Here is a 15,020-nt window from a genome sequence, read left to right as displayed (position 1 = left end):
GCGGCACCGGTAACGCACTGGCCAATGTGATCATCGGTAACAGCGCGGCCAATACGCTTTCGGGCGGCGAGGGCAACGACACCCTGAACGGTGGCCTGGGTGCCGATATCCTGTCAGGCGGTAGCGGCGCTGACCGGTTCATATTGACAGCGCTCGCAGACTCCGGGGTTGGCGCAGGTCTGCGCGACATCATCACGGACTTCGTCAGCGGATCCGACCGGATTCAGTTCACTGGGATTGATGCCAATACGGGCGTGGCGGGCGATCAGGCCTTCACCATGATCAATACCTCGGCCTTTGGCGGCGTTGCCGGGCAGTTGCGCTACAGCCTGGTAGGGGGCAACACCGTCATGGAAGGCGATGTGAACGGGGACGCGGTGGCTGACTTTCAGCTGGAACTGACAGGCGTTCATTCCTTCGTGGCCGCCGACCTGCTGCTCTGAGGCCTGTCGCTTTTCCCTGACGCGCCTTAAAACCTCCGCCTCTCAGGGCGGGGGCTTTTTATCCTGAACCGGAGCTGCCCCGCATGAAACCCCTAGCCACGCCTGCAAAAAGTGAAATCGCACTGGCCTTGAACGATTTCAAGGGCGCCTTTCGGACCATCGGCATCTTCAGCGCCATCATCAACCTGATGATGCTGGTGCCGTCGCTGTACATGCTCCAGGTGTACGACCGGGTGCTGGCCAGCCACAACCAGACGACGCTGCTGATGCTGACCCTGATGGTGCTGGGCGCTTACCTCTTCATGAGCGCGCTGGAATTCGTTCGCAGCTTTGTGCTGATTCGCATTGGCGCGAAGCTTGACATGAAGATGAACAAGCGCGTCTATACGGCGGCCTTTGAGCAAAACCTGAAAAAGGCGGGCGGCAATGCCGGCCAGGCGCTGCAGGACCTGACCACCGTTCGCCAGTTTCTGACCGGAAACGCCTTGTTCGCTTTTTTTGATGCGCCGTGGTTTCCGGTCTACTTGGCGGTGATCTTCTTATTCAACCCCTCCCTGGGGGTGTTTGCCCTGTGCGGCACCGTCGTGCTGATCGTGCTGGCCTTTGTGAACGAGATGGTGTCAAGAAAACCACTGTCGCAAGCCAGCGGCATGGCGGTTGCCGCCGGCAACCTGGCCACCAACAACCTGCGCAATGCCGAGGTCATCGAAGCCATGGGCATGCTGCCCCACCTGATGAACCGCTGGTTCACGCTGCATTGCCGCTTTCTGCAATTGCAGTCCGAAGCCAGCGAAAAGGCCGGAATCATCACCGCCTGCACGAAGTTTTTCCGCGTGTCTTTGCAGTCCCTGATCCTGGGCTTTGGTGCGCTGCTGGTGCTTGAAGGCAAGATCACCGGCGGCATGATGATTGTGGCGTCCATCCTGATGGGCCGGACCCTGAATCCGGTCGAGCAACTGATCGGCGTCTGGAAAACCTACAGCAGCACCCGCAGCGCCTACCAGCGGCTGAACGAGTTGCTTGCGGCCAATCCACCGCGCAGGGCCGGCATGTCGCTGCCCCGGCCCTTGGGCCAGATGACCCTGGACGCGGTGACGGCAGCGCCGCCCGGCTCAAACGTGGCGGTCATCATGAACCTGAGTTTTTCGATTGTTCCGGGCGATGTGCTGGGCATCATCGGGCCCAGCGGCGTCGGCAAATCCACACTTGCGCGCCTGCTGGTGGGCGTCTGGCCGTCTGCCGCCGGCCATGTCCGGCTCGATGGGGCGGATGTCTACCAGTGGAACAAGGACGAGCTGGGGCCTTGCATCGGCTACCTGCCGCAAGACATCGAGCTGTTTGCCGGCACCGTGAGCGACAACATCGCCCGGTTCGGCGAGGTCGATCCGGAAAAGGTGGTGGCGGCCGCCAGGCGCGCGCAGGTGCATGAACTGATTTTGCAATTGCCGCAAGGCTATGACACGCCGCTGGGCGACGGCGGTGCCGGCCTGTCGGGCGGTCAGAAGCAGCGCCTTGGGCTGGCGCGGGCGATGTATGACGACCCATCGCTGCTGGTGCTGGACGAGCCCAATTCAAACCTGGACGAGGCGGGCGAGCAGGCGCTGGTGGCGGCCATTGTTGATTTTCGCCAGCGCGGCAAGACGGTGGTCTTGATCACCCACCGCAGCAGCGTGATCGGCGTGACCAACAAGCTGCTGCTTCTGCAGGGCGGAACGGCCTACCGGTTCGGACCCACGGCCAAGGTGCTGACCGACCTGACAACGGCCGCGCAAAAGCATTCGCCTTTGGCCAGCCCTGGCGCCGCCCATGCCGCACCCGCCGCAACCAACGCGCTAGCCACGCACAAGCTGGCGAGCAATGAAACAAGCACCCACGGCACAGGACGGGCATGACCATGAATAACATTTCTCGCAATCAACCGGCTGCAACCGATGCTGTGTCCCGAAGCGTCGAACCTGTGCAGGTCAACACCGACGCCAGGTCCCATGTGCGCCTGGGCTGGTGGATCGTCATCGCGGGCCTGGGCGGCTTCCTGGTGTGGGCCTCGCTGGCGCCGCTGGACAAGGGTGTACCGCTCAGCGCCACGGTGACCGTTGCCAGCAGCAAGAAGGCTGTTCAGCATCTCACGGGCGGCACGGTCGATACGATTCTGGTCAAGGAAGGGGATGTGGTGAAGGCGGGCGACGTGCTGGTCCGCATGAATGCGGTGCAGGCCACCGCCAATGCGGAAATGGCGCGCGTTCAGTACTTCACCGCGCGCACGGCGGAAGCGCGCCTGAGCGCCGAGCGCGACGGCGCAAGGAGCATCGTGTTCCCCCAGGAACTGGAAGGCGTCCGCAACGACCCGCGCGTGGCCAGCAACATCCGCATGCAGGAGCAGTTGTTCAGTGCGCGGCAGGCCGCCATCCGCAGCGAGCTGGCGGCGCTCGATGAAAACGTTGCCGGGCTGGTGTTGCAGAACACGGGCTTGCAGGAGTCGCGGGACGGCAAAAAGCTGCAGCTTCAGTTCCTCAAGGAGCAGCTCGACGGCATGCGTGAGCTGGCCCGGGAAGGCTATGTGGCCCGCAACCGCCTGCTGGAGCTGGAACGTACCTACGCGCAACTGAGCACGGCGATTTCAGAAGACATCGGCAACATTGGCCGGGGCCAGCGTCAGATTTCCGAGTTCAGGCTGCGCCGGCTCCAGCGGCAACAGGAATACCAGCAGGAGGTTCGCACCCAGCTGTCCGAGGTCCAGAAAGAAGCCGACAGCCTGGCCAACCGCTTGACCGGACTGGACCATGACCTGAACAACCTGCTGGTGCGGTCTCCGGTGGACGGGACCGTGGTGGCGATGAATGTCTTCACCCACGGCGGGGTGATTGCTCCGGGCTTTCGCATGATGGACATCGTGCCCAGCAACGACCCGCTGATCGTTGACGGGCAACTGCCGGTGCATCTGATTGACAAGGTGCATCCCAACTTGGCGGTGGACCTGATCTTTTCAGCCTTCAACCAGAACCAGACGCCGCATATTCCCGGCATCGTGACGCAGGTGTCGGCGGACCGGCTGGTCGATGAAAAGAGCGGGCAGCCTTATTACAACGTGAAGGCCCGGGTCGCGCCTGAAGGAATGAAGCTGGTTGCCAGCTTGAATGTGCGGCCTGGCATGCCGGTAGAGCTGTTCGTCAAGACCGGTGAACGCACCATGATGAATTACCTGGTCAAGCCAGTGTTCGACCATCTCAAGATGTCGATGACGGAGGAATGAAGCATGACCACGCTGCCATTGACCCGCCTGCTGGCATCCCTTGTATGCGCGGCCGCGTTGGGCCAGGGCCAACTGGCCTTTGCCGCAGACATGCCCGCGCCCGCACCAGGCCAGGCGCCTGCTGCGCCAGCCCTGGGTTTGCTGCAGGCCTACGACGCCGCGCTGGCCAACGACCCGGCCTACCGCGCGGCGCGGCATGAGAACGAAGCTGGTCAGGAGTACAAGGTGCTGGGCAAGTCCCACCTGTTGCCGGTTTTGTCCGCGAACTACTCGACCCACAAGAACCGGGCCGACATCACCACCGCATCAGTCCAGGGCGACAGGACGGAGCAGCGCAACTACACCAGCCTGGCCGCCGCTGTCCAGCTGCGCCAGCCGCTGTTCTACCCGGAGGGCATTGCCCGCTACCGCCAGGGCATGGCGCAGACGCTGGTCAGCGATGCGCAATTTTCAGCGCGAAGCCAGGAGCTGATCGTGCGCCTTGTCACGCTCTACGCGGGCGCCCAGTATGCGCGGGACCAGCTTGAGCAGGCCACCGCGCAGCGCCAGGCCTATGCGGAACAGCGCCAGTCGGTCGAGCGCATGCTGCAAAACGGCGAAGGCACCCGCACGGAAGTGCTCGAAGCCCAGGCCAAGCTGGACCTGGCCCTGGCCCAGCTCATCGAGGCGAGCGACAACCTGGTCAATGCGAACGATGCGCTGGCTGCGGTGGTGGGCCGCAAGGTCACCTCGCTGGATCCCCTGTCAAATGATTTTCAGGTCCGGTCCATGCAGCCCGCCAGCTTTGAGGAATGGAAAGCGGTGGCCCTGGCCAACAACCCCGAAATCCTGGCGCAAGGCCTGGCCGTGGAGATTGCCCGCGAGGAAATCAACAAGATCCAGGCCGGTCACGCACCGCGCCTGGACCTGGTGGCCAGCGCGGGCAAGAACAACTCCGACACCATCAACACCTTCAGCCAGAAAACCAACATCGCCAGTATTGGCCTGCAGCTGACGATCCCGCTGTATGCGGGCGGTTCCGTCAGCGCGGCGGCCCGCCAGGCGGCGTCGAACCATGAAAAAGCCCAGGCCGATCTGGATACCCGCACCAGCCAGGTGCTGGTTGAGCTGCGCAAGCAGTACCACCTGACCCAAAGCAGCGTGTCGCGAATCGGCGCCACCGCTGCAGCCCTGCGCTCTGCCCAGCTGCTGGTCGAGGCAACGCAAAAAAGCGTCAGGGGCGGGCAGCGCACCAACCTTGATGTGCTCAATGCACAGCAGCAGTTGTATGAAGCCCGGCGTGACCTGTCCCTGGCGCGATTCAATTACCTGCTCGGGTTTTTGCGCCTGCGCTACTCGGCCGGCACGCTGGGCCTGGCTGACCTGAAGGACATTGCCGTGTACTTCGTTGCCTCCCGGTAATGCATTGCGCCAGATAAGCGCCAAGTTTCACCCGTAACCCCGTACTTCGCACAAAAGGAATTGTGATGTCAATACTCAACCAGGCCACTATCTTGAAACTGGGTCGTCGAGAGTCGATTCAGTTTGGCGCGGCAAGCGCTGCAGCAGGCTTGCTGGGAAGCCAGGTCGCGATCAAGCCGGTCGAGGCCAAAGATCCGCCTCGTGGCCCGTACACAACGCCTTTCGTGGTGGCCCTTCCGGTCAATGCAGCCAAGGCGCCAGTCAACAGCCTCAGTCCGTCAAGCACGCAGGACTCCAATTTCAATGGCGGCGAGTGTGGACGCAAACCGCTTCAGCGGCTAAGCAATTGGGCGCCGCAAAAGTTTTACACCCTCAACGTCAAGGAGGCGCTGCACTCTTTTCATCCCGAATTGCCTACCCAGAAAATATGGGGCTACGACGGCTTGTTGCCAGGACCCACATTTGTCGAACGCTATGGCGTTCCGATCATCGTGCGCATTCAAAATGACTTGCCGGCCAACACTGTTGGCTTTGGTTCTCCGGAAATTTCCACGCACTTGCACAATCTGCACTGTGCGTCCGAAAGTGACGGCTTTGCCGGCGACTACTACAGCGCAACCAAATACGGACCCAACCTCACGGGACCGGGAAAGTACAAGGACCACCACTACCCTAACTGCTATGCGGGCTGTGACGAACCGCGCTACGAACTTGACAATGGGGATTCGCGCGAAGCCTTGGGAACGCTGTGGTACCACGATCACCGTATAGATTTCACCGCACCCAATGTTTACAAGGGTCTGGCCGGTTTTTACCTGCTGTTCGATGACATCGACTCCGGCAACGAACGCGACACCAATCCCAAGGCACTGCGCTTGCCCAGTGGCGTGGGCCAATACGACATTCCTTTGGTATTTCAGGACAAGCAGTTCGACTCCGGTGGTTACCTTTTCTTTGACCAGTTTGAAAACAAGGGACACCTGGGAAACAAGTTTTGTGTGAATGGCAAGGTACAGCCCTATTTCAAAGTGGAACGCCGCAAATACCGCTTTCGCCTGCTGGACGGTAGCTTGTCACGGTTTTACGAGTTTTACCTAGCCAACGGCAGTGGTGCAAACCAAAGCTTTAGCCACATTGCCAACGACGGCAACCTGTTGCCGGCACCGCTCACCACCAGCATGGTGCAACTGGCCCCGGCAGAACGTGCCGACATCGTGATCGACTTTGCGCTTTACCCCATCGGCACCACTTTGTACGTCGTCAACCGCCTCGTGCAAATTGATGGGCGGGGACCTGAAGGATCGCTGGTCAACATCCGGGAAGCCAATGGGCTGCTGACCAACGCTGGCACGCAAATACTGCGATTTGATGTTGCGCGCGATCCACCAGGCCCTGACCTGAGCCAGGTCCCCGCCACACTGCGTGCGTTGCCGCCGATCAATCTGGCCGAAGTCGTAAAGAACAGGCGATTTGAGTTCGACAAGGAAAACGAGATATGGACTGTCAATGGCAAGATTTTCGATGTGGAAAAGTCGGTTGCCCAGCCCAAGCGTGGAACCGCTGAAATCTGGACCCTCAAGGGCAAGGGCAGTTGGCACCATCCGGTTCATATCCATTTAGAGGAAGGGCGCATCCTGACCCGCAACGGCAAGCCGCCCGCACCGCATGAAAGTGGACGAAAGGATGTCTTCGTACTGGCGCCCAACGACGAAGTACGCGTGTTCATTCGTTTTCGGGATTTTTTGGGTCCGTACCTCATGCATTGCCACAACTTGACTCATGAAGACCACGCCATGATGGTTCGATTTGACGTTGTTGAATAAACCGTATGAAAAAATCAGGGAGAACTTCCATGAACACGAATGACACAGCTGCACAACATGGTTCGCACACCAGCAAACGTGACTGGCTCAAATGGCTGGGCGCTTCGTCACTGGCTCCAGTGCTTGCAGCCAGCGGTGCGGCAAGTGCCGGTATTAAGAGCAAAAAAGGGCCACGCGCTGACTATTTTCCAAATGTGGTTCTGGACACGCATGACGGCAGAAAACTACGGTTTTATGACGACGTGGTGCATGGAAAAGTGGTTGTTTTCAACATGATGTATACGGTATGCACAGGCATCTGCCCCGGCAACACGGCCAATCTGATGCAAGTGCAGGAAGCGTTGGGCAACCGGCTGGGAAAAGATATTTTCATGTTCTCGATGACTTTGCAGCCCGAGTTCGACACGCCCCAGGCATTGCAGGAATATGTCAAGCGTTACAGCATCAAGCCAGGCTGGACTTTCCTGACCGGCCAGCCCAAGGAAATGGAACTCATCCGTCGCAAACTTGGTTTTTTCAATGACGATCCACGCATAGACGCAGATCTTGCCAATCACACCGGTATGGTCCGCATTGGCAAAGAAGCGCTGGATCGCTGGTTCATGATGCCTGCGCTGAGTTCTCCGAAACTGCTTGCGCGAGAAATCATGCAGATGTAAGGGAAGCGGAAATTGCAAAAGTGCCGGTTTCAAATGGCTGTCATTGCGGGCTAGAGGAGCCTGCCCTGGACTTGATCCGGGGCAATCCATGGCTCCGAATTCATGGATGCCGGGTCAAGCCCGGCATGACGCGGGTACATCGGAAATTTTCGCTTCCCTTTTTGCATGCGAATAAGCAAAAAATTTGGCATAAAGATTCAATTAAATGAAGAATTGGTATTTTGAATACGTAAAAATTATTTGTGCCGATTATCATTTTGCGGTGTGAATGGTTGTGACAAATATCGTGTGATGGGTGACATGAGAGACGATCCTGATGAGAATTTAAAATTTCCCATTGATTCGGTGGCAGACATGGACACGTTGTCCTTTTGCATAGACTGTTTTAGCGAGTTGGGTTGGGCAGGGCAGAGCTCATTTATGGAGTAGGTGCAAGAAATTGCATGCAATGCGGTTGAGTATTTCAAATAGTTGAAGCAGCACAATAACGTGAGTAAATCACGTTAGACAATTCTGGCTGCTAACGACGCACGTGAGACCAATATCTCAAACACTGTCAATTTTTAAGGCGGTGGGCTGGAACGTAACGCCTGCACAGTAAATCACTGTGCCATTCGTTTTGTTTGGCAGCGGTGGGCCCCATTCACGTACCTTGCACTTCAGTCGTTGGCTTTTATGCAGCATTGCGCTCTGGCTGCAGGCCACCGTAAAAATCTGCTGGTATTAGGAGCTACCGAACGGTAATGTTCTGGCATGAATACCTTGACCATCAAAATACCGCTATAGCTTGAGCAAGAAATTGCGCTGGCCAGTGAGCGCGAGCACCTCAGCAAGTCGGAGCTGGCAGGACGCGCATTGGTGGCATAAATCAGCCAGCGCAATGCGGCTGATGTATGCCTTGTCGGCGCTGGAGCAGGCCGGTGATCTGGTGGGTATCGTCAAGGTGGCCATGTCGCTGGCCGATGAAGTAGCTGCAGTCCGCGCCCTGTTTGAGCGCTACGACAACGTGCCCGCGTCTTTGGCCGATGCGTACCTGGTTCGCATGTCGGAACTAGATGACCCGTGCCGGGTGATAACGCTCGACAGTAATTTCCACACCTACCGCAGCCATGGTGCAAAGGTGATTCCGGCCTTGACACCGCGCCCTTGCGACGGGCAGCTTGGCCACAGTCGTCACCTCCCAGTTAACCGAGGCTAACCGGAGCTTGTCGCTCATGGCCATGGGCCGGGGAATGGGTCAACTGATACGACTTGTGACACGTCTACAGGCTGGTTCACGGGTTTTCATTGACGCGGGTGAACAGTCTGGGCGGCAAAAAGGGTAACTGCTTGAGGGTATGAATTTTTTTTTCTTGCATGTCTGAGCCGCGCTTGATGGCTTGGTCCGGCGGCATTTCAAGGCACTGATAAATGGCGTCAGCAGAAGGAAAAATCAAGAAAAACCTCAAAACTTTTGCTTTGGTAAATTCATTTGAACATCATTTTTTTCATGGTTTGAATTAAATATTACACTTAAGGCACGGAACTTTAATTTTTTTGCTTTGCAGGCCGTTACCGGAACCGGTGGCCATTCATCTGGAACAGGATCACCATGGATTTGAGGACATGCGGCCTGCAGCGCATCCACCAGGCGTCAATGGCCCTCGTGGGGCTGGTCATGCTGCCTGCCGCCGCGCTGGCCCAGGGGCTGGGTGTGGCCAGTGTGGGCGCTACCGGCGGGCTGACGATTCCGTCGGCTTATGTGCTTGAGCAAGGTGATATGGCGCTGAGCCTGGGCAACTACCAGGACCCGAAGCTGGGCACGTTCAACACTAAGCAGAACTATTCCCTGGGCTTTGGCCTTTTGCCCGGTGTCGAACTTTTCGGACGGTTTGCCGAATACACCAGCCGGCAGGCCGTGTCCCCCGGGGCGCCCAATATAAGAGGCATTAGCGACATCTCTGCCAACTTCAAGTGGCAGTTGCCGATTGAATTGCAGGGCGTGCCCAAGCTGGCTGTGGGCGTGACCGACATCAGTGGGGGCGCAGCGTTTTTCAAGTCTAAATACGCGGTGGCCAGCGACGAGGTCGGCCCGCTGCGCTGGTCGCTGGGTTATGCACGGGGCGATGCACGCCGGGGCGGTGCCAAGGTGCTCGATGGCGTGTTTGGCGGGGCCGAGTTCAAGCTGGGCAGCAGCCGCGCCACGCTGCTGGCCGAAACCGACGGAACGCAGCAGCATGCCGGCTTGCGTTATTACTCTGAAGCATTGCCTTCGCTGGGTGACGCGCAACTGGTGGGCACGCTTCAGCGCTCGTTTGGCGCCACTACCCTGGCCGGGCGTTCTGCCAATGCCACCAGTGTCAATGTGTCGCTGGTCGTGCCGCTGGGCACGGCCGACAAGGCCCGCCAGACCCGAACGGACGCCGCTGCCCGGCCGTTGCCTGCACTGGATCAGGCGGTGGCAGGTGCCATGGTGGCCACGGCCCAGGACCGACTCGATGGCCTGGCGCGTGCTTTGCGCGCCACTGGACTGGACCGGGTCCGCGTCGGCATGTTGGGCAACGAGTTGGTGGTGGAGTATGAAAACTACCGATATTTGCACAATGAGGCCGATGCCCTCGGAATCGTGTTGGGGCTGGCCGCCGAAGCCGCGCCAACGGGAACCACTCGCATCAATGCACTGACCCGCAAGGCAGGACTGGAGGTGCTTGAAACATCGGTCGATGTGGCAGCCTACCGCAGCTTCCTTCGGGATGGCGATGCAGCGCGTGTGAAGAACACATTGGGCTTTGGCCTGTTGCCCGGCTATGACGACACTGCGGTGCAATGGGCTGCGGGCGAGGCCGGGGCCGGTCGACGCCAGACCTGGCTGCGCGTGGAAGTCAAGCCACTGCTCAATTACACCTTGGGCACCGAATTTGGTGCTTTTGATTATTCGCTGGCCGCAAATGTGCGCAGCACGGCGAGTCTGTGGAAGGGGGCGCAGGTTTATGCCGACGTGGTGCAGCGCATCACCAACAGTTCCAACATTGATCCCGGACGTGTGTTTGCCAGTTCCCGACAACGCAACGGCTTGAAAACACTGGCGCTGCAACAGTCGTTCTGGCTGGCCCCGCGCCTGTTTACCAGCGTGGGCGCCGGAAAGTTTGACCATGATCGCTTGGGCGCAGAGGGCGAATCCATCCTGTTTTTGCCTTGGAATGCCGACACGGTTCACTTCAAGGGCAGTTACCTGCGGCGCCTGGACGATGCGCTGTCGCGCACAACAGAAGCCTATGCAGGGTCGTACCGCTTGCGCTTCAGCCCTGAAACCTGGGTCGAGGCCGGCTACCAGCAGTACACCGACCGTTCCACCGGGCCGTCGGTGGTGTTAACGCGCTGGTTTGGCGATGTGGCGGTACAGCTGTTCGCTCGCAAGGGCGGCAACAACACCTTCGTGGGCCTGGAGTTGAACCTGCCGCTCACGCCGCGCCAAGGCATGGCAGCAGGTCCTGTGCAACTTACCGGCACCCCGCGTTATGCGCAGTCGATCCGCACGCGCCTGACGAATGGCGGCAACACCGGCAATTTTGTGGACAACGGCGCCGTCCGGCCAGTGGACCTGAATTACAAGCCTGAAGTGGAAATGCTCAATTCGGGCCGCATCGCCCCGGCTGACATTAAGGGTCAAATCCAGCGCCTGCGCGAGTCTTTCTATCTTTATGCAAGAGACCAGATTGATTGAGTTTTCAAGGAGTGGACAGACCTTCCCGGTCTGTTCTTGTGTGTGTTCCTGTGCCAATATTGGTGCTTTTTAAGGATTTTTTATGAATTTCAACAAGTTTTCCCTCGCCTGCCTGGTTTTGAGTGGCAGTGCCTTGCTGGTCGCCTGCGGCGGTGGTAGCAGCGGGTCGCTTGCTTCAGCACCTATTGCCTCCACCAACACGTCGGCCGCCATCAATCCGCAATCGGGCGCGGCAGTGGTAAGCGGTGTGCTGGACAAGAGCTTTGGCTTCAGTTCCGGTGTTCCTTCTTTTGGCACCACATCGGCCACATCCCTGAAGCTTTCGGGCACGGGCGCGGCACCGTCGTTCGCCATCACTTCGCCTGAAGGTACGGCCACTGGCGCCATGACATACGGGTCGTGCATCTTTACGGTTAGCCAGTCCAATTTTGCCGCCACCCATCCTCTGGCACAGGGAAAAACGGTCACGGTCAGCCCGTGTAGCCTGACTGTAGGTACGGCTGGCCTCAAGGGTGACGGCATTGCCTCGCCGGCAAACGTTACCTTTGTGCTGGGCACTGTCAATTCCGCGCCTGTGTCCGTGTCCGTGTCGATCAGTGCATCAGGCGTCGTGACGCTGAGCGGCTTTACTGTTGGCAGTGTCGCCCTTGTGTCCGCCACTGGTGCTACTGGCGCTGGCAGTTAAGGCAACGGGCTCTGCCCGGTTTGAGAAAATCCCCGCCTGGAGCGGGGATTTTTTTTGCAGTTGCCGAGGCTTCAGGAACGCACGGATTTCTGTGTATTTCGATACAAGGCTATCGCCCGGCCGCATTTTTATCGTGGCAAGCCGTCTCAGTCAACAAAAAACCCGCTATGCCTATGCGGCATGCGGGTTATGAAGGGTTCTGATACGGTCTGATTCTACTGAATGGTGCCCGGGGCCGGAATCGAACCGGCACGCCTTTCGGCGGGGGATTTTGAGTCCCCTGCGTCTACCAATTTCACCACCCGGGCAGTAAAACCAAAGAACGAAATTATGGCACAGTGTGGCCTATGAAATTTCAAACGATTGAAGACGCCATCGGAAAAACACCGCTGGTCGCACTGCAGCGAATTGCCGCTGCCGAAAACACGGTACGCGGCAATATTGTTCTGGGCAAGCTTGAGGGCAATAACCCTGCCGGGTCTGTCAAGGACCGGCCCGCATTGGCCATGATCCAGGGCGCAGAAGCGCGTGGCGAGATCCAGGCCGGCGACACCCTGATTGAGGCCACCTCGGGCAACACCGGCATTGCGCTGGCCATGGCCGCCGCCATCAAGGGCTACCGCATGGTCCTGATCATGCCGGAGGACCTGAGTATTGAGCGCGCGCAGACCATGAAGGCTTTTGGTGCCGAGTTGATCCTGACGCCGAAAAGCGGCGGCATTGAATACTCGCGTGATCTGGCAGAACGGATGCAGCAAGAAGGCAAGGGCCGGGTGCTGGACCAGTTTTCAAGTCCTGACAACCCGCGCGTGCATTACGAAACCACCGGCCCTGAAATCTGGAACGACACGGCCGGCACGGTGACGCACTTTGTCAGCGCCATGGGCACCACCGGCACCATCACCGGCGTGTCGCGCTACCTGAAGGAAAGAAATCCGGCGATCCGGATCATTGGCGCGCAGCCAAGCGAAGGTTCGCGCATTCCGGGCATTCGCAAGTGGCCCGAAGCCTACATGCCGAAGATCTACGACCCGCGCCATGTCGATGAACTGGTCTTGGTCAGCCAACTCGATGCAGAAGACATGTGCCGGCGTATGGCGCGCGAGGAAGGCATCTTTGCCGGCATCTCGGCAGCTGGCGCCTGCTGGGTGGCGCAGGACATTGCCAAAAGGGTTGAGGACGCGGTGATCGTGTTCATTGTGTGCGACCGGGGCGACCGCTACTTGTCCACCGGTGTGTTTCCTGCGTGATGAATTTGTAATTCCGGTTCTACGTCCATCCCGCTCCTAATCTGTCATCCCGGGCTCGACCCGGGATCCATGTCTTCTTCCCAGCACAGCCATTGGACACGGGGTCATGGGTTGCGGGTCAGGCCCGCAATGACAGAAGGAGAAACGACAAGCGGGCCTTAAGCTGAATCCTTGCTTATCTATTGCCTAAAATAACGGCAATCCAAGGAAAACCATGAATATTGACAAAGAACTCGACACCCGCGGCCTGAACTGTCCGCTGCCCATCCTGAAAGCCAAGAAAGCGCTGGTTGACATGGCCAGCGGCCAGTTGCTGCGGGTGGTGTCCACCGATGCCGGATCGGCCAGGGATTTTCAGGCATTTGCCAGGCAGACCGGCAACGACCTGGTGGACCAGCAAACCGTGGGTAACGAATACATCCACGTGCTCAAGCGCCGTTGATGGCGGGCTGCCTGAACAACGCCTGGCAATCGCGCGTCGGCTCGTGGCTTTTCTGGTTATCCGGAGCCAGGCATTGCCCCCGCTCCGTTGAACCCGTTCTTTGAGCTATCCCCTTCCTGTGTCATCCCATTCCTCCCTGTCGTCCCCTTCCTCTCTGTCATCCCGGGCTCGACCCGGGATCCATCCCCTTTCCCCAGCGACCGGGGGCATGGATTGCCCCGGATCAAGTCCGGGGCAGGCTCATCAAGCCCGCAATGACAAAAGAGAATGTGAAGAGCAATCGAGATAGCGCGGCAATTAAATTTACAGCATAAAAAAAGCCTCTGGCGCAGACTGCATCTGTACCAGAAGCTATTAATTCAGTAGCAGTGCCCGTCAAACGGGCCACACTTTAGCGCTCCAGGTTTTCAGCCCGGCGTTCCTTGCCCGACCAGCCAATCTGCAGATGGTCCAGGTAGTTCCTGAAATACGCGCCGACTTCTGGGTGCTGCAAGGCAAGCTCCACCGTGGCTTCCAGGAACCCTTCCTTGCTGCCGCAGTCGTAGCGTTTGCCCTGGTACTGGAACGCGTAGACACTTTCGTGCTGCATCAGCCCGGCAATGCCGTCAGTGAGCTGGACTTCACCGCCCGCGCCTTGTGGCTGGTGGCGCAGCAGCTCGAAAACGGCCGGCGTCAGGATGTAGCGGCCCGCTACGGCCATGCGTGAAGGGGCTGCCTCGGGGGCTGGTTTTTCAACCATGTGGCTGACCTTCATCAGGTGCTCGCCAACCATTTCACCGGCCACGATACCGTAGCGCCGGGTCTGCTCGGCTGGTACTTCCTGCACTGCCAGAATAGATTGCTGAAGCTCCTGAAACTGCTCGGCCATCTGTGCCATCACCGACATTCCGCCTTGGGGGCCGACCATCAAGTCGTCCGCCAGCAGAACCGCAAACGGCTCGTTGCCAACCAGATGCTCGGCGCACAGCACGGCGTGGCCCAGGCCCAGCGAGCGCGGCTGTCGGACAAAGGAAACCGTCATGTCGTCGGGCTGGACCGAACGCACCAGAGACAGCAATTCGTGTTTTTCGGCCTTTTCCAGTTCGGTTTCCAGCTCGTACGCGGTGTCGAAATGGTCCTCGATGGCGCGCTTGTTGCGGCCCGTCACAAAAATCATGTCCCGGATGCCGGCTGAATAGGCTTCTTCCACCGCGTACTGGATCAGCGGCTTGTCCACGATGGGCAGCATTTCCTTGGGGCTGGCCTTGGTGGCGGGTAAAAAACGGGTTCCGAGGCCGGCGACTGGAAATACTGCTTTTTTCAGAGTGGATTTTTGCATTGGCGTTTCTTGAAAAATTAAGGACCGATTGTCGGGCTTTGAAGGC

The 15,020-nt window shown here is 58.8% G+C and carries 13 protein-coding genes and 1 tRNA gene; 11 read left to right on the top strand and 3 right to left on the bottom strand.

Annotation, left to right across the window (positions count from 1 at the left end):
* The 7 genes from IWX87_RS17755 to IWX87_RS17725 form a co-directional block, all read left to right on the top strand.
* Positions 1-443, top strand: a 443-nt coding sequence (locus IWX87_RS17755) for a M10 family metallopeptidase C-terminal domain-containing protein (protein WP_304609491.1), incomplete at its 5' end; no start/stop codon positions are given.
* 83 nt (positions 444-526) lie between these two features.
* Complete coding sequence (locus IWX87_RS17750) at positions 527-2,335, top strand: type I secretion system permease/ATPase (RefSeq protein WP_196864839.1); 1,809 nt, start codon at positions 527-529, stop codon at positions 2,333-2,335.
* A 2-nt stretch (positions 2,336-2,337) separates the two neighbouring features.
* Positions 2,338-3,693 carry an HlyD family type I secretion periplasmic adaptor subunit gene (locus IWX87_RS17745; RefSeq protein WP_231374898.1) on the top strand — a complete coding sequence of 452 codons (1,356 nt, stop codon included), beginning with the start codon at positions 2,338-2,340 and terminating at the stop codon, positions 3,691-3,693.
* A 3-nt stretch (positions 3,694-3,696) separates the two neighbouring features.
* On the top strand, positions 3,697-5,094 hold the full coding sequence (locus IWX87_RS17740; protein WP_231374899.1) for a TolC family outer membrane protein: 1,398 nt from the start codon (positions 3,697-3,699) through the stop codon (positions 5,092-5,094).
* A 65-nt stretch (positions 5,095-5,159) separates the two neighbouring features.
* A complete protein-coding gene (locus IWX87_RS17735; RefSeq protein WP_231374900.1) occupies positions 5,160-6,917 on the top strand; it encodes a multicopper oxidase family protein in 1,758 nt (585 codons plus the stop codon).
* A 29-nt stretch (positions 6,918-6,946) separates the two neighbouring features.
* Positions 6,947-7,576: an SCO family protein gene (locus IWX87_RS17730; protein ID WP_196864837.1), complete on the top strand. Its 630-nt coding sequence runs from the start codon at positions 6,947-6,949 to the stop codon at positions 7,574-7,576.
* Positions 7,577-8,456: 880 nt separating this feature from the next.
* Positions 8,457-8,774, top strand: coding sequence for a hypothetical protein (locus IWX87_RS17725; RefSeq protein ID WP_196864836.1), 318 nt, complete (start codon positions 8,457-8,459; stop codon positions 8,772-8,774).
* 76 nt (positions 8,775-8,850) lie between these two features.
* Here the strand turns inward: IWX87_RS17725 and IWX87_RS19790 are convergent, their stop codons facing one another.
* Positions 8,851-9,012, bottom strand: coding sequence for a hypothetical protein (locus IWX87_RS19790; RefSeq protein WP_231376567.1), 162 nt, complete (start codon positions 9,010-9,012; stop codon positions 8,851-8,853).
* A gap of 155 nt (positions 9,013-9,167) precedes the next feature.
* On the opposite strand from IWX87_RS19790, the gene IWX87_RS17720 reads away from it, so the two are divergent.
* On the top strand, positions 9,168-11,279 hold the full coding sequence (locus tag IWX87_RS17720) for a YjbH domain-containing protein (protein ID WP_196864835.1): 2,112 nt from the start codon (positions 9,168-9,170) through the stop codon (positions 11,277-11,279).
* Positions 11,280-11,361: 82 nt separating this feature from the next.
* Positions 11,362-11,964: a hypothetical protein gene (locus IWX87_RS17715; protein ID WP_196864834.1), complete on the top strand. Its 603-nt coding sequence runs from the start codon at positions 11,362-11,364 to the stop codon at positions 11,962-11,964.
* A 223-nt stretch (positions 11,965-12,187) separates the two neighbouring features.
* Here IWX87_RS17715 and IWX87_RS17710 read toward each other — a convergent pair.
* Positions 12,188-12,272 (bottom strand) — tRNA-Leu (locus IWX87_RS17710).
* 39 nt (positions 12,273-12,311) lie between these two features.
* Here IWX87_RS17710 and cysM point away from each other — a divergent pair.
* Together cysM and IWX87_RS17700 are read left to right on the top strand one after the other, a co-directional pair.
* Positions 12,312-13,214 (top strand): cysteine synthase CysM, encoded by a 903-nt coding sequence (gene cysM, locus IWX87_RS17705; protein WP_196864833.1) that lies wholly within the window; start codon positions 12,312-12,314, stop codon positions 13,212-13,214.
* Positions 13,215-13,428: 214 nt separating this feature from the next.
* Positions 13,429-13,656, top strand: coding sequence for a sulfurtransferase TusA family protein (locus IWX87_RS17700; protein ID WP_196864832.1), 228 nt, complete (start codon positions 13,429-13,431; stop codon positions 13,654-13,656).
* A gap of 391 nt (positions 13,657-14,047) precedes the next feature.
* Here the strand turns inward: IWX87_RS17700 and galU are convergent, their stop codons facing one another.
* Positions 14,048-14,974 (bottom strand): UTP--glucose-1-phosphate uridylyltransferase GalU, encoded by a 927-nt coding sequence (galU, locus tag IWX87_RS17695; protein WP_196864831.1) that lies wholly within the window; start codon positions 14,972-14,974, stop codon positions 14,048-14,050.
* Between the last annotated feature and the right edge of the window lie 46 nt (positions 14,975-15,020).

Origin of the sequence: Polaromonas sp. CG_9.7 (assembly GCF_015752205.1) — a bacterium.
Taxonomy (GTDB): domain Bacteria; phylum Pseudomonadota; class Gammaproteobacteria; order Burkholderiales; family Burkholderiaceae_C; genus Polaromonas.
This window is presented reverse-complemented; position numbering and strand designations above follow the sequence as displayed.

Bases quoted from the DNA above. Each gene is read 5' to 3' on its own strand.
- IWX87_RS17750 (WP_196864839.1), top strand. From the start codon at position 527: ATGAAACCCCTAGCCACGCCTGCAAAAAGTGAAATCGCACTGGCCTTG.
- IWX87_RS17745 (WP_231374898.1), top strand. From the start codon at position 2,338: ATGAATAACATTTCTCGCAATCAACCGGCTGCAACCGATGCTGTGTCC.
- IWX87_RS17740 (WP_231374899.1), top strand. From the start codon at position 3,697: ATGACCACGCTGCCATTGACCCGCCTGCTGGCATCCCTTGTATGCGCG.
- IWX87_RS17735 (WP_231374900.1), top strand. From the start codon at position 5,160: ATGTCAATACTCAACCAGGCCACTATCTTGAAACTGGGTCGTCGAGAG.
- IWX87_RS17730 (WP_196864837.1), top strand. From the start codon at position 6,947: ATGAACACGAATGACACAGCTGCACAACATGGTTCGCACACCAGCAAA.
- IWX87_RS17725 (WP_196864836.1), top strand. From the start codon at position 8,457: ATGCGGCTGATGTATGCCTTGTCGGCGCTGGAGCAGGCCGGTGATCTG.
- IWX87_RS17720 (WP_196864835.1), top strand. From the start codon at position 9,168: ATGGATTTGAGGACATGCGGCCTGCAGCGCATCCACCAGGCGTCAATG.
- IWX87_RS17715 (WP_196864834.1), top strand. From the start codon at position 11,362: ATGAATTTCAACAAGTTTTCCCTCGCCTGCCTGGTTTTGAGTGGCAGT.
- cysM (WP_196864833.1), top strand. From the start codon at position 12,312: ATGAAATTTCAAACGATTGAAGACGCCATCGGAAAAACACCGCTGGTC.
- IWX87_RS17700 (WP_196864832.1), top strand. From the start codon at position 13,429: ATGAATATTGACAAAGAACTCGACACCCGCGGCCTGAACTGTCCGCTG.
- galU (WP_196864831.1), bottom strand. From the start codon at position 14,974: ATGCAAAAATCCACTCTGAAAAAAGCAGTATTTCCAGTCGCCGGCCTC.